At 65.7% G+C, this 14,836-nt stretch carries 11 protein-coding genes; 7 read left to right on the top strand and 4 right to left on the bottom strand.

Annotated elements, in window-relative coordinates:
• Positions 1–23: 23 nt before the first annotated feature.
• Positions 24–818 (bottom strand): outer membrane protein assembly factor BamD, encoded by a 795-nt coding sequence (locus tag HR9077_RS15760; protein WP_136067985.1) that lies wholly within the window; start codon positions 816–818, stop codon positions 24–26.
• Between the two features lie 156 nt (positions 819–974).
• Between HR9077_RS15760 and rluD the strand changes: the two genes are divergently transcribed.
• Together rluD and pgeF are read left to right on the top strand one after the other, a co-directional pair.
• On the top strand, positions 975–1,934 hold the full coding sequence (gene rluD, locus HR9077_RS15755; protein WP_136067983.1) for a 23S rRNA pseudouridine(1911/1915/1917) synthase RluD: 960 nt from the start codon (positions 975–977) through the stop codon (positions 1,932–1,934).
• A complete protein-coding gene (gene pgeF, locus HR9077_RS15750; protein WP_136067982.1) occupies positions 1,931–2,686 on the top strand; it encodes a peptidoglycan editing factor PgeF in 756 nt (251 codons plus the stop codon). Before rluD ends, pgeF begins: the two co-directional genes overlap by 4 nt.
• A 24-nt stretch (positions 2,687–2,710) precedes the next feature.
• On the opposite strand, the gene treF is transcribed toward pgeF, so the two are convergent.
• A complete protein-coding gene (treF, locus tag HR9077_RS15745) occupies positions 2,711–4,378 on the bottom strand; it encodes an alpha,alpha-trehalase TreF (protein ID WP_210725945.1) in 1,668 nt (555 codons plus the stop codon).
• Between the two features lie 246 nt (positions 4,379–4,624).
• Between treF and clpB the strand changes: the two genes are divergently transcribed.
• Positions 4,625–7,216, top strand: a complete 2,592-nt coding sequence (clpB, locus tag HR9077_RS15740) for an ATP-dependent chaperone ClpB (protein ID WP_136067980.1) — start codon at positions 4,625–4,627, stop codon at positions 7,214–7,216.
• Between the two features lie 105 nt (positions 7,217–7,321).
• Here clpB and HR9077_RS15735 read toward each other — a convergent pair whose 3' ends face one another.
• Positions 7,322–8,653 carry a sugar porter family MFS transporter gene (locus HR9077_RS15735; protein WP_136067979.1) on the bottom strand — a complete coding sequence of 444 codons (1,332 nt, stop codon included), beginning with the start codon at positions 8,651–8,653 and terminating at the stop codon, positions 7,322–7,324.
• Between the two features lie 504 nt (positions 8,654–9,157).
• Between HR9077_RS15735 and HR9077_RS15730 the strand changes: the two genes are divergently transcribed.
• Positions 9,158–10,882 (top strand): acetolactate synthase 3 large subunit, encoded by a 1,725-nt coding sequence (locus HR9077_RS15730; protein WP_136067977.1) that lies wholly within the window; start codon positions 9,158–9,160, stop codon positions 10,880–10,882.
• Positions 10,882–11,373 carry an acetolactate synthase small subunit gene (gene ilvN / locus HR9077_RS15725; protein WP_031385249.1) on the top strand — a complete coding sequence of 164 codons (492 nt, stop codon included), beginning with the start codon at positions 10,882–10,884 and terminating at the stop codon, positions 11,371–11,373. The genes HR9077_RS15730 and ilvN overlap by 1 nt, the downstream gene beginning before the upstream one ends.
• An 81-nt stretch (positions 11,374–11,454) precedes the next feature.
• Here ilvN and ilvY read toward each other — a convergent pair whose 3' ends face one another.
• On the bottom strand, positions 11,455–12,366 hold the full coding sequence (gene ilvY, locus HR9077_RS15720) for an HTH-type transcriptional activator IlvY (protein WP_136067975.1): 912 nt from the start codon (positions 12,364–12,366) through the stop codon (positions 11,455–11,457).
• A 156-nt stretch (positions 12,367–12,522) separates the two neighbouring features.
• Here ilvY and ilvC point away from each other — a divergent pair, with 156 nt between their 5' ends.
• Both ilvC and pssA read left to right on the top strand, forming a co-directional pair.
• Positions 12,523–13,539 (top strand): ketol-acid reductoisomerase, encoded by a 1,017-nt coding sequence (ilvC, locus tag HR9077_RS15715; protein ID WP_136067973.1) that lies wholly within the window; start codon positions 12,523–12,525, stop codon positions 13,537–13,539.
• A 140-nt stretch (positions 13,540–13,679) separates the two neighbouring features.
• Entirely contained in the window at positions 13,680–14,555 is an 876-nt protein-coding gene (gene pssA, locus HR9077_RS15710) for a CDP-diacylglycerol--serine O-phosphatidyltransferase (RefSeq protein ID WP_136067971.1), read from the top strand.
• The last annotated feature ends 281 nt before the right edge of the window (positions 14,556–14,836 follow it).

Here is a 14,836-nt window from a genome sequence, read left to right as displayed (position 1 = left end):
CCCGAAGCCCGAAGCCGTTATAGCTATAGCGTCAGCGGCTCGGCGTCGACGTGGCGCGGCTCGAAGGTCCGGCCGTCGAGGCGCTCGTTGTCCGGATCGTTCTCGATCAGTGTCTTGAGCACGTCGCGGGCGCGATCGCGCATGTTCAGCCCGAGATAGCCCTCGACCATGGTCGCCAGGGCGTCGCGGGTGGCGGTCGCCTGCGGGTAGTGCTCGATCACCCAGCGGCCGCGCTCGACCGCGGCGACGTAGGCGCCCTTGCGCAGGTAGAAGTCGGCGACCTGCAGCTCGTGGCGCGCCAGCACGTTGCGCAGGTAGATGATGCGCTGCCGGGCATCGGCGGCATAGGGGCTATCGGGGAAGCGCCGCACCAGCTCGCCGAAGTCGACGTAGGCATCCCGCGAGGCGCCCAGGTCACGCTTGGAGATGTCGATCAGCTCGAGCCCCTCGAGGCTGAAGCGCCCAGCCTCGTAGGCGGCCAGGCCACGCAGATAGTAGGCGTAGTCGACCTGGGGATGATCGGGGTGCAGGCGGATGAAGCGGCTGGCGGCGGCGCGCGCGGCCTCCCAGTTCTCGATCCGGTAATAGGCATAGATCAACTCGAGCTGGGCCTGCTCGGCGTAGTCGCCGAACGGGAAGCGGGTGTCCAGCGCCTCGAGCTGTTCGACGGCCGTGCTGTAGCGCCCCTGGTCGAGCGATGACTGGGCCTGCTGGTAGAGTTCCTGTTCCTGAAGGTCAGGGTCCACCTCGTTGTTGCTGGCACAACCGGCGAGCAGGGCAGCGACAAGGGCCAGGGCGGCAAGGGGGGAAACGCGCATCGTCTTCCTCGTGTCGGGCAATCTTCAGCGGCCATGCTAGAATCGGCCGGATCCGGTGACTCGTTAAAGTCCCACACTATAAAGCACACCGTACCAGCGGGGACAGCCCGCCGGTAAAACACCCTCAGTCGAATCCCCACAGGCACCCAGCGAGCTATGCCCGATATCCTGCAGCGTGACGAGCGCATCCCCGATTCCATGGTCGGCATCCGCCTGGACCAGGCCGCCGCCGAACTGTTCGCGGACTTTTCCCGCGAGCGGCTCAAGGGCTGGATCAAGTCCGGTGCGCTGACCCTCGACGGAGCGACCGCCAAGCCCAAGGACAAGGTCTACGGCGGCGAGCGGCTGGTGCTGGAGGCGATACTCGAGGACGAGGTGCGCTGGCAGCCGCAGGCGATCGAGCTGGCCATCGTCCACGAGGACGACGACGTGCTGGTGATCGACAAGCCGGCCGGGCTGGTGGTGCATCCCGCCGCCGGCAATCCCGATGGCACCCTGCTCAACGCGCTGCTGCACCACTGCCCGGCGCTCGCCGCGATCCCCCGGGCGGGGATCGTCCACCGGCTCGACAAGGACACCACCGGGTTGATGGTGGTCGCCAAGACCCTGGCGGCGCAGACCTCGCTGGTCGGCCAGCTTCAGGCGCGCAGCGTCTCGCGTGAATATGCCGCGGTGGTGACCGGGGTGATGACCGCCGGCGGCACGGTGGATGCGCCGATCGGCCGCCATCCCAAGGACCGCAAGCGCCAGGCGGTCACCGAGTCGGGCAAGCCGGCGGTGACCCACTATCGGGTGGTGGAGCGTTTTCGCGGCCACACCCATGTGCGCTGTCGGCTGGAAACCGGACGCACCCACCAGATCCGCGTGCACATGGCCCACCGCCGCTATCCGCTGATCGGCGACGCGCTGTACGGCGGGCGGCTCAAGCTGCCCGCCGGGGCCAGCGAGGCGCTCAAGGAGCAGTTGCGCCGCTTTCCGCGTCAGGCGCTGCATGCCCGCAAGCTGGCCTTCATTCATCCGGCGAGCGGCGAGTCGGTGAGCTTCAGTGCCGAGTTGCCCGACGATCTGTGGGTGTTGCTGGATGGCCTGCGCGCCGATAGCGAGGAGCGAACATGAGCGATCAACCCACGCTGCTGTTGCCCGACTGGCCGGCGCCGACCACCGTCGGCGCGCTGGTCACCACCCGTGAAAGCGGCCCCAGCCAGGGGCCCTTCGCGGCCTTCAACCCGGCGCTGCACGTCGGCGACGATCCGGCCACGGTGGCGCGTTGCCGGGTGTCGTTGAGCGCGCAGGTCGGCGACACCCGTCCGCTGCTGTGGCTCGATCAGGTCCATGGCGCCGCGGTGGCGCAGGAGTATCGGCCGGAGTACGCCGAGACGCCGCCGCAGGCCGATGCGGCGGTGGCCTTCGACAACCGTCATGCCTGCGTGATCCTCACCGCCGACTGCCTGCCGGTGTTCTTCTGCGACTGGCGTGGCACCCGGGTCGGTCTGGCGCATGCGGGGTGGCGCAGTCTGGCCGGCGGCGTTCTGGAAGCCAGCATCGCCGCGCTGGGCTGTCCGCCGGACGAGCTGATGGCCTGGCTGGGGCCGGCGATCTCCAACGCCCAGTTCGAAGTGGGCAGCGAGGTGCGCGAAGCCTTCGTCGCCGTGCAGCCCGCCGCCGAGAGCGCCTTCGAGCCCAGCCCCTACCGGCTCGGGCACTACATGGCCGACCTCTACAAGCTGGCGCGGCTGCGCCTCGAGCGGCTCGGCGTGGCGCATGTCAGCGGCGGCCACTTCTGCACCGCCTGCGAGGGGCGTTTCTATTCCCACCGCCGCGACGATGGCGTCACCGGGCGCATGGCCAGCATGATCTGGCTGCGCTGAGCGACGCCTCAGATCGACCTCGTGCTAGTCGGCGTGGTCGGCCACCGGCTGGTGCTTCGGCGCCGGCATCGCCCCGGGGTAGAGCGTCAGCAGCTTGCGCAGCACGCCGTTGGTCCAGCCGAAGCCGTCCTGGGCGGGATATTCGCCGCCGCCGGCGCGCTTCTCGTGGAGCACGTTGTACTTCTCGACCAGCTTGCCCTCCTGGCGATAACGCTCGACGTTGGTGGCGATCCAGCGCTCGGCTACCATCCGCGCCAGCCGGGTGTTGCCGTAGTGGCGTAGCCCTTCGATGGCCAGCCATTGCTGGGGCGCCCAGCCGTTGGGCGAATCCCACTGCTGGCCGGTGTCGTTGAGCGTGGTGACCAGCCCGCCGGGCTCGAGCAGCTTGTTCTCCAGGGTCTGGGCGACGGCGGCGGCCTGTTCGGCGTCGGCGACGGCGAAGAACAGCGGGTAGGCGGTGGCGGTGCTCAGCGTGCCGGTCAATCGGTCCTCGCGCCAGAGATAGTCGCCGAAGGCGCCGTGGGCATCGCTCCACAGCACCTCGCGTATCGCCCTTTTGCGTTCGGCGGCGCGCTCGCGATAATCCGCCGCCTGCCGGGGCTGGCCGTCGAGGGCATAGGCCGTGGCCAGGGTCTGTTCGAGATGGTAGAGCAGGCTGTTGAGATCGACCGGGACGATCGAGGTGGTGCGGATGGTCGCCAGCGTCTCGCCGTCGGCCAGCCAGCGCGAGGAGAAGTCCCAGCCGCTTTCCGCACCGGCGCGCAGGTCGCGCCAGACCTGATCGTCGGGGCGCGAAGCCGCTTCGGCGGTGGCCAGGTCCTCGCTGAAAGATTCCTGACGCGGCTTGGCGACGTCGTCCCAGTAGCGATTGAGCAGCGTACCGTCGTCGAGGCGCACCACGCGGCGGTGCGCCTGGCCGGGCGCGAGCGCATCGCCGCCGGCCATCCAGAAATCGTACTCGGCCTGCAGCGCGGGCAGGTAGCGGCGATAGGCGTCGTTACCGTCGATGCCGGCGACCAGGTCGACCATGCTGGCGAAGAACGGTGGCTGCGAGCGGGTCAGGTAGTAGGTGCGGCTGCCGTTGGGGATATGCCCGAAGCGCTCGATCAGGTAGGCGAAGTTGTCGGTCATGTCGCGCACGCGCTGTTCCAGGCCGCTTTCGACCAGCCCGAGCATGGTGAAGTAGGAATCCCAGTAGTAGATCTCCTTGAAACGCCCGCCGGGCACCACATAGGCGTTGGGCAACGGCAGTCGCGACGACCAGCGGCTCGCGCGGGCCTCGGGCTGGCGGGTGAGGATCGGCCACAGCGCGTCGATGTGCGCGATCAACGGCTGGCCGCTGGGCAGCGGGGCGTGGGAGTCGCTCTCGGGATGGCTGAAATGCGCTTCGACGAAGGCCTTGAGCGCGGCATCGTCGAGGGCGCGGCCGTCGCGGCGTTGCCGATAATCGGCGAGGATCGTCTCGGGCGAGGTGTCGGGAATCAGGTCGACGAAGGTCTTGCTGTCCTCGTAGATCCCGCGGGTCTGCACCTGGTAGAACAGCTCGCCCCAGAGCTCGTCGGGGGGTGCCGGTGTCTCGTCGTAAGCCTGATTGGGCGCCGCGTGAGCGCTCAGTGACAGCAGGGTGAGCCAGGCGACTACCAGGGCCGTCAGCCAGGCGGGTCTGGGCAGGGCGCGGGGTTCCATGTTCATCGCGACGTCCTTGTTGTTGTGCCATCCGGCGTGTGGGTCGCCCCCGCGCGGCCGTCGGCGTCGCGTCGGGCCTCGTTGGGATGCTGCCTTCAAGGTATGCAGCCGCTTGACGTTGATCAAGCGCTACGCCGATTCGACGGGCCGTGACTTGAAAGCGCCCCAACATACCTCCATTGATAGTGTCAAACATGACGACATGGGCCCACGGCGCGTCCGACCGCGCCGCCGCCCCGATGGAGGATTTCGATGCGTATCGACCGCATGACCAGCAAGTTGCAGAATGCCCTGGCCGAGGCCCAGTCCCTGGCCGTCGGGCGCGCCCACAACCAGCTCGACCCCGGCCATGTGCTGAGCGCGCTGCTCGACGCCCGCGACAGCGGTATTAAGGGCCTGGTGCAGAAGGCCGGCGGCGAGCTCGGCACGCTGCGCGAAGGCCTGGCGCAGTATCTCGACAACCTGCCCAGCGTCGGCCAGTTCGACGGCAACGTGACCATGAGCCAGGACCTGGCGCGGCTGTTCAACCTGGCCGACCGCGAGGCCCAGGCACGTGGCGATCAGTACATTGCCAGCGAGCTGGTGCTGCTCGCCGCGCTGGAGATGAACCACGCGATCAGCAAGGTGCTGAGCCAGGCCGGGCTGTCGAAGAAGACGCTGATCGCCGCCATCGACAGCCTGCGCGGCGGCCAGGCGGTCGACGATGCCGGCGCCGAGGAGAGCCGCGAGGCACTCGAGAAATATACCTTGGACCTCACCGCACGGGCCGCCGAGGGCAAGCTCGACCCGGTGATCGGCCGTGACGACGAGATCCGCCGGACGATCCAGGTGCTCCAGCGGCGTACCAAGAACAACCCGGTGCTGATCGGCGAGCCCGGCGTGGGCAAGACGGCGATCGTCGAGGGCCTGGCCCAGCGCATCATCAACGGCGAGGTGCCGGAAGGCCTCAAGGACAAGCTCGTGCTGTCGCTGGACATGGGCGCGCTGCTCGCCGGCGCCAAGTTCCGCGGCGAGTTCGAGGAGCGCTTGAAGGCGGTACTCAACGAACTGGCCAAGGAAGAGGGCCGGGTGATCCTGTTCATCGACGAACTGCACACCATGGTCGGCGCCGGCAAGGCCGAGGGCTCGATGGACGCCGGCAACATGCTCAAGCCCGCGCTGGCGCGCGGCGAGCTGCACTGCGTGGGTGCCACGACCCTCGACGAGTACCGCAAGTACATCGAGAAGGACGCCGCGCTCGAGCGCCGCTTCCAGAAGGTGCTGGTCGACGAGCCCTCCGAGGAGGACACCGTGGCCATCCTGCGCGGCCTCAAGGAGCGCTACGAGGTGCACCACGGCGTCGACATCACCGATGGCGCGATCATCGCCGCGGCCAAGCTCTCGACCCGTTACATCACCGATCGTCAGCTGCCCGACAAGGCGATCGACCTGATCGACGAGGCGGCCTCCAGGATTCGCATGGAACTCGATTCCAAGCCCGAGGAGATGGATCGCCTCGACCGCCGGCTGATCCAGCTCAAGATGGAGCGCGAGGCGCTCAAGAAGGAGACCGACGAGGCCTCGAAGAAGCGTCTCGAGCACCTCGAGGAGCAGATCGACGAACTCGAGCGCGAGTACGCCGACCTCGACGAGGTTTGGAAGTCCGAGAAGGCCAGCATCCAGGGCGCCGCGCAGTTCAAGGCGGAACTCGAGCAGGCCCGCATCGATCTCGAGGCGGCCCGTCGCCAGGGCGATCTGGGACGCATGTCCGAACTGCAGTACGGGGTGATCCCGACCATCGAGAAGAAGATCGCCGAATCCGGCGAGGACGACGATGCGGCCGACACATCCAAGCACGTGCTGCTGCGCTCCAACGTCACCGAGGAGGAGATCGCCGAAGTCGTCTCGCGCTGGACCGGCATTCCGGTGGCCAAGATGCTCGAGGGTGAGCGCGACAAGCTGCTGCGCATGGAGGAGGCGCTGCACGATCGGGTCATCGGCCAGGACGAAGCGGTCAAGGCGGTCGCTGATGCGGTGCGGCGTTCACGCGCCGGGCTCGCCGATCCGCACCGCCCCAACGGCTCGTTTCTGTTCCTCGGCCCGACCGGGGTGGGCAAGACCGAACTGTGCAAGTCGCTGGCCAACTTCCTGTTCGACACCGAGGAAGCGATGGTGCGCATCGACATGTCCGAGTTCATGGAGAAGCACTCCGTGGCCCGGCTGATCGGCGCGCCGCCTGGCTACGTCGGCTACGAGGAGGGTGGCTACCTGACCGAGGCGGTACGCCGCAAGCCGTACTCGGTGCTGCTGCTCGACGAGGTCGAGAAGGCTCATCCGGATGTCTTCAACATCCTCCTGCAGGTGCTCGAGGATGGCCGGCTGACCGATGGCCAGGGTCGCACCGTGGATTTCCGCAACACGGTGATCGTGATGACCTCGAACATGGGGTCGGATCTGATCCAGCAGTTCGCCAGCGAGGGGGAGGACGCCTATGCCCGCATGAAGGCGGCGGTGATGGAGGTCGTCGGTCAGCAGTTCCGGCCCGAGCTGATCAACCGCATCGATGAGGTGGTGGTGTTCCATCCGCTCGATCAGGAGCAGATCCAGAAGATCGCGGGCATCCAGCTGCAACGGTTGCGCGAGCGGCTCGCCGAGCGCGACATGACGCTGACGGTCAGCGACGACGCGCTGGCCCAGCTGGCGGTGGTCGGCTTCGATCCGGTCTACGGCGCGCGGCCGCTCAAGCGGGCGATCCAGAGCCGCCTCGAGAACCCGTTGGCCCAGGAGCTGCTGGCCGGCCGTTTCGTGCCCGGCGACACCATTCGGGTCAGCGCCGAAGACGGCCACCTGGTCTTTGCCAAGTAAGCGACATCGCCGTTGTAACGCAGCGGAGGGAAAAGCCGGAAAGCCCGCCTCAAACACGGCGGGCTTTTTGTTGCAGTGGATGCCACGCACTGGCCGTGCTCAGGGTCAGGCCTTGCCGGTCAGGCGCTTCTGGATCTCCTCCAGCGATACACCCTTGGTCTCGGGCATCAGGAAGGCCACGAACAGTACCTGCAGGACCATCATTACCGCGAAGAAGGCGAATACCGGACCGCCGTTGAAGGCGTTCAGCACCCAGGGCGTCACCAGGGTGATCGCCGCGGCGAAGAACCAGTGGGTGAAGCTGCCCAGCGACTGGCCGCGTGCGCGTTCGCGGTTGGGGAAGATCTCCGAGATGAACACCCAGATCACGGTACCCTGGCTGATGCCGTGGGCGGCCACGAACAGGCACAGCTGCAGGGGGATCAGCGCGCCGCCCAGATCGTCGGTGAAGAAGGCGTACGAGATGATCGACAGCGAGACCAGGTAGCCCGCCGAGCCGACGTACATCAGCGTGCGCCGGCCCAGCTTGTCGATCAGGGCGATGCCCAGCATGGTGAACAGCACCATGATCAGGCCGATGCCGGCGGTCGACAGCAGCGCCGCGTTGCTGCCCAGCTCGGCGGCCTCGAGGATGCGCGGTGCGTAATACAGCACGAAGTTGATGCCGGTGAACTGGTTGAAGAAGGCCATCAGGAAGGCCAGCAGGATGGGCAGCCGATAGCGCCTGGAGAAGAAGCGGCTGTGCGATTGCTGGTCGCGCTCGTCGGCGGCGCGAATCTCGGCGATCTGGCGGTCGGTGTCGGCCTGGGGGTCGATCTGCTGCAGCACTTCGGCGGCGCCGGCGTCATCGTTGCGATTGAGGATCAGCCAGCGCGGGCTGCGTGGTACCAGGAAGACCAGCAGGGTATAGACCAGCGCGGGCACCGCCTCGATGCCCACCATCCAGCGCCAGGCGTCGGCGTCCAGCAGGGCGCCCAGCGTGGCGTTGGAGACATAGGCCATGAAGATCCCGAACACCACGTTGAACTGATACAGCGCCACCAGCCGGCCACGCCGCTCGGCGGGGGCGATCTCGGAAATGTACGCGGGGGCGGCGACGGTCGACATGCCCACGCCGAAGCCGCCGATCAGCCGGAAGATCGAGAACCACAGCGGATCGGTGGCCAGCGCCGAGCCGACGGCCGACACCAGATACAGCACGCCGATGATCAGCAGGGTGGGGCGGCGGCCCAGCCGGTCGGTCGGCCAGTTGCCGAAGATCGCCCCGAGCACCGTGCCCCACAGCGCCATCGACATGATGAACAGGCCATGCTGGAGGTCGCTGAGGCCCCAGAGCGCCTGGATGGGTTTGTCCGCGCCGGAAATCACGGCGGTATCGAAGCCGAACAGAAAGCCGGCCATGGCCACGAAGAGCGACCATTTGAGGATTTTTGACATGATGACGCGCTCCGTGTCGGTGTCGCAGTCCTTGGGGTGTCGAGCTGAATCGAGTCAGCTCGTTTCAGTACAGCATTTCCAGGGCGGGCATGACCACTCGCCGGGGTTTAAACTTTAGTCGTGACGGGCGATTTCTCCACCCCCATGTCGGTCCATCTCGCCGGCTGACGGTTGACAGCCCCGTGACGCTATTGGAATCTTGTCTGTTCCTGATTTATGGACGTGGCATCGACGGGCGATCCCCGACCGCTGCGTGAAGGGTAGGCCGCATGGCCTTTACCCGCCTTGAAAGGATTACCGGGCGCGGGCTAACCGCCTGGCCTGGCCCAACCCCCGACGCGGCGATCCGTCGCGATGAAGAGTGCAGGCCCCATCCGGGCCGAACAACGCCAGGGTTTGGCATCAGGTGCCGGCTTGACCGGCAGCGGCATACCGCCGCACTCGACTTTCGCGACCCATGGCGGGCCGCGAGACCGCACTCGAGACCTCTAGGGGAGAAACACAGTGGAATTGCTTTCCGGCGCCGATATGATCGCCCGCTTCCTGCAGGATGAGGGCGTCGAATATATCTATGGCTATCCGGGGGGAGCGGCGCTGCATATCTACGATGCGTTGTTCCGCCAGGATGCCGTCAAACACATCCTCGTGCGTCACGAACAGGGCGCGACCCATGCCGCCGATGGCTATGCGCGGGCCTCGGGCAAGCCGGGCACGGTGCTGGTCACCTCCGGCCCGGGGGCGACCAATGCCGTGACGGGTATCGCCACCGCCTACATGGACTCGATCCCGATGGTGGTGCTGTGCGGCCAGGTCGCCAGCCACCTGATCGGCGAGGACGCCTTCCAGGAGACCGACATCGTCGGCGTGACCCGGCCGATCGTGAAACACAGCTTCACGATCAAGCACCCGTCGGAAATTCCCTCGGTGCTCAAGAAGGCCTATTACCTGGCGTCGTCCGGGCGTCCCGGGCCGGTGGTCATCGACATTCCCAAGGACATGACCGCGCCCACCGAGCGCTACGAGTACGTCTATCCCAAGAAGGTCAAGCTGCGCTCCTACAACCCGGTGACGCGCGGCCATACCGGCCAGATCAAAAAGGCCGTGGAGATGATGCTCAAGGCGCGTCGCCCGGTGTTCTATACCGGCGGCGGGGTGGTCACCGGTCGCGCCAGCGAGGCGCTGACCGATCTCGTCCAGCGGCTGGGATACCCGATCACCACCACCCTGATGGGCATCGGCGCCTATCCGCAGAGCGATCGTCAGTCGCTCGGCTGGCTGGGCATGCACGGCTCGTTCGAATCGAACATGGCGATGCACCACGCCGATCTGATCGTCGCCATCGGCGCGCGCTTCGACGACCGGGTGACCAACAACACCTCGAAGTTCTGTCCCACCGCCAAGATCGTGCATGTCGACATCGACCCCAGCTCGATCTCCAAGACGGTGCGTGCCGACGTGCCGATCGTCGGCCCGGCGGGAAGCGTGATCAACGAGATGATCAGCCTGGTGCAGGGCCGCGAGCCGGCCAACCCCGAGGCGCTCGAGGAGTGGTGGCAGAAGATCGACGGCTGGCGTGACGAGCGCCGCGGCAAGCTGTTCGATCCGGCCGCCTCGGGCGAGCCGCTCAAGCCGCAGACGGTGATCGAGGCGATCTGCCGGGCGACCCGCGGCGAGGCCTTCGTGACCACCGACGTCGGCCAGCACCAGATGTTCGCCGCGCAGTACTACAAGTTCGACAAGCCCAACCGCTTCATCACCTCGGGCGGACTCGGCACCATGGGCTTCGGCTTTCCGGCGGCGATGGGCGTCAAGCAGAGCTACCCGGACGATGACGTGGTGTGCGTCACCGGCGAGGGCAGCTTCCAGATGATGATGCAGGAGCTGTCGACCTGTAAGCAGTACGGGATAGGCGTCAAGATCGTCAATCTCAACAACGGGTCGCTGGGCATGGTGCGTCAATGGCAGGACCTGAACTACAAGTCGCGTCACGCGCACTCCTACATGGAGTCGCTGCCCGACTTCCAGCAGCTGATCGGCGCCTACGGGTTCACCGCGATCAAGGTGGAGCGTCAGGAGGACCTCGAGCCGGCGCTCGAGCGGGCCTTCGCCGACAAGGATGAGCTGGTGTTCCTCGACATCTACGTCGACCCGCGCGAGCACGTCTATCCGATGCATGTGCCCCTGGGCTCCATGCGTGACATGCTGCTTTCGAAGACGGAGCGGACCTGATGCGCCATATCATCTCGATCCTGATGGAAAACGAACCCGGCGCCCTGTCACGCGTGGTGGGGCTGTTCTCGCAGCGCAACTTCAACATCGAATCGCTGAACGTGGCGCCGACCGATGATGCCACCCTGTCGCGGCTGACCGTGACCACGGTGGGCGACGACCGGGTGATCGAGCAGATCACCAAGCATCTCAACAAGCTGATCGACGTGGTCAAGCTGGTCGACCTGACCGAGGGCAACCATATCGAGCGCGAGCTGATGCTGGTCAAGGTCAAGGCGCTGGGAGCGGCGCGCGACGAGGTCAAGCGCACCGCGGACATCTTCCGCGCGCAGGTCGTCGACGTCACGCCTAGCGTGTATACCGTGCAGATCACCGGCGATGCCGGCAAGCTGGACGCCTTCCTGCAGGCGATGGCGCCGATCGGCATCCTCGAGGTGGCGCGCACCGGGGTGTCGGGGATCTCGCGGGGGGACAAGGTGCTGAGCCTCTGAGACCAGCCGCCGCGTCGTCCAGGCCGCTCTTCGGAGCGGCTTTTTTATGGGTGGATATAGGCCGGGCAGATGGCGTTGCTCTCAGGCGTCGATGTCGGCCTGTCGGGTCGTATCGGGGACTTGGGTCCACAGCGCATGAATCAGCGGGTTGCGTAGCTTCTTGTCGAGCACGCACAGCCCCACGTCGTAAGGCGCAAGCTGGGGGCTGACCTCGAGAATCCGCACGCGATCGGCCAGCGGACTGTTGTCGAGCACGATTTGCGGCACCACGCCGACCCCGAATCCCAGCCCGACCATACTGACGATCGCCTCGTTGCCGGCGACCTGGGCATAGATGCGCGGCTTGACGCCGAGTTCGCGAAACCAGGCATCGGTGCGCTCGCGGGCCAGCCCCGACTCGGAGAGGATCATCGGTGTCTCGGCCCAGGCCGCGGCCAGCGGTGGCTGGCTCTCCGCCGGTAGCCAGTCAGCGGCCTCGCTGGGGGCGATGAAGACCAGCGGCGAGGTGGCGATCGGCTTGAACGCCAGCTGTGCCGGCAGTGTCTCGGGGCGGGCGCTGATCGCCATGTCTTCTTCGCCCCCCAGCAGCCGGGTGATGGCATCGGCGGGATCGCCGGTATGCAGCTTGAGCTCGATGCGCGGATAGCGCAGGCGAAATTCGCTGAGCAGTTCGTAGAGAAAGCTGTAGCTCGCCGTCACCGAGCAGTAGATGCTGATCTCGCCGGCCAGCTCGCCGGCCTCCTCCATCAGTGTCTGGCGCATCGCCGCCCACTGTTCGAGAGCATCTCGCGCATATCGCTGAAATAGCCTACCTTCGCGAGTCAGGTAGGCGGTACGGTTGTCGCGCTCCACCAGCCGCACGCCCAGGCTGGCCTCGAGCTGCTGCAGCGAGCGGCTGAGGGTCGATGGGCTGACATGGCAGGCGTCGCTGGCGCGCCCGAAGTGCAGTGTCTCGGCGAGGGCGAGAAAGTGGCGCAGGGGGCGTAAATCCATATGGCATTTCATTTCGTGAATCGTGATGTTGCAAATATAGCGTTTTACGCAACGTGTTGTCTGCCGTATCGTACTCTCGACACCTGACCACGCCGCGTTAGACGGCGGGCCATCGACGCTGACACGACCACTATTCAACGACTTCCGGAGTACGCTATGCGCGTTTATTACGATAAGGACTGCGATCTGTCGCTGGTTCAGGCCAAGAAGGTCGCCATCGTCGGCTACGGCTCGCAGGGCCATGCTCACGCCAACAACCTCAAGGAATCCGGTGTCGACGTGACCGTGGCGCTGCGCGAGGGATCCTCGTCGGCCGCCAAGGCCGAGTCGGCCGGGCTCAAGGTGGCTTCCGTCGCCGATGCCAGCCGCGAAGCCGATGTGGTCATGATGCTGGCCCCCGACGAGAACCAGAAGGCGATCTACGAGCAGCAGATCGAGCCCAATCTCAAGCAGGGCGCCACGCTGGCCTTCGCGCATGGCTTCAATATCCACTACAACCAGATCATCCCGCGCAATGACCTCGACGTGATCATGATCGCGCCCAAGGCCCCGGGTCATACGGTGCGTTCCGAGTTCACCCGTGGCGGCGGCATCCCCGACCTGATCGCCATCCAGCAGGACGCCTCCGGTGCCGCCAAGGAGCTGGCGCTGTCCTATGCCGCGGCAATCGGCGGCGGGCGTAGCGGGATCATCGAAACCACCTTCAAGGACGAGACCGAAACCGACCTGTTCGGCGAGCAGGCCGTGCTCTGCGGCGGCACCGTCGAGTTGGTGAAAGCCGGTTTCGAGACCCTGACCGAAGCCGGTTACGCGCCGGAAATGGCCTACTTCGAGTGTCTGCACGAACTCAAGCTGATCGTCGACCTGATGTACGAAGGCGGCATCGCCAACATGAACTACTCGATCTCCAACAATGCCGAGTACGGTGAATACGTGACCGGCCCGGAGATCATCAACGAGCAGTCGCGTGAAGCGATGCGCAATGCCCTGAAACGCATCCAGAGCGGTGAATACGCCAAGATGTTCATCCAGGAAGGCAACACCAGCTACCCGTCGATGCATGCGCGCCGCCGGCTCAACGCCGAGCTGCCGATCGAGCAGGTCGGCGAGAAGCTGCGTTCGATGATGCCGTGGATCGCCGCCAACCAGCTGGTCGACAAGAGCAAGAACTGACCTCGGTCGGTGACAGCCAGGGACCCAGGGCGCGGATTCCGCGCCCTGGGTCGTTTGGTGAGCCGCGGGGCATCGCCTATCGTTGACCGGCGTAGTGTGTAGAATGAAATTACACTGATCATGGCCATGGAACGACAGCGATGACCCAAGACCCTCAGCAGGACAAGCCCGAGACTTCGGCCTCCTCCAGCAACGAGTTCGCCGAGTTCGCGCGCGAGACCGATGTCGTCGAGGAAACGGTCGAGAACGGCAAGAAGGTGCGTCGGCGCGGTATCTACCTGCTGCCCAATATCTTCACGACCTCGGCGCTGTTCTCGGGATTCTTCGCCGTGGTGGCGGCGATCAATGGCGACTTCTCGGCGGCAGCCATTGCCGTATTCGTGTCGATGGTACTCGACGGGGTCGACGGCCGTGTCGCCAGGATGACCAATACCCAGAGCGCCTTCGGCGCCGAATATGACAGCTTGGCCGACATGCTCTCGTTCGGCGTGGCTCCCGCGGTGGTGGCCTTTACCTGGATATTGCAGGACGTCGGCAAGTTCGGCTGGATCGCGGCTTTCGTCTACGTCGCCTGTTCGGCGTTGCGCCTGGCGCGTTTCAATGTGCAGGTCGGTTCCGCCGACAAGAAGTGGTTCATCGGTTTGCCCAGTCCATCGGCCGCCGCGCTGGTCGCCGGCTGCGTATGGGTGTTTCACAATTTCAACATCGAGGCCTATGCCTTCAAATTGCTGATGACCCTGGTCGTGGTCTGCGCCGGTGTGCTGATGGTCAGCAATATCCGCTATTACAGCTTCAAGGAGATCGACCTCAAGGGACCGGTGCCTTTCGTGGCGTTGTTGGCGATCGTGTTGGGCTTCGTGGTGATCTCGCTCGAGCCTTCGGTGATGTTGCTGACGCTATTCGCCTGCTACGTGGCCTCGGGGCCGGTGATGGCCGCGATGCGCAAGATGAATGGCAAGCCGGCACCCGACCAGGTAAGTCCCGAGCCGGCGAGTCCCGATAAACCCGCCGAGTGAAAATCGCCACCACTGTCGACCGACGCCCGCTTTCGCGGGCGTTTCGTTATCCACAGCCGGTCCGTTCGCGGTGTTGCCCGAGGGGGTGTGGATAAGCGGCTTCGGTTGATTGGGCACTTTTTTCCTCGCAGGGGCTTGTCATCGCCCTTCGTGCGCCGTAAAGTACGCATCCGCTGCTCGCGACGGACACACGTCGCCGGCGGTGGAGGTAGCGCAAGGTATTGTTCCCGTTAGGTTTTTCTTCGCTCGATTGAGCAAGGCGGGGTTGACAGGGACGCCGG

Origin of the sequence: Modicisalibacter radicis, from assembly GCF_900961225.1 — a bacterium.
Taxonomy (GTDB): Bacteria; Pseudomonadota; Gammaproteobacteria; order Pseudomonadales; family Halomonadaceae; genus Modicisalibacter.
The sequence above is the reverse complement of the archived record's forward strand: the minus strand, read 5'-3'. Positions and strand labels throughout refer to the sequence as shown.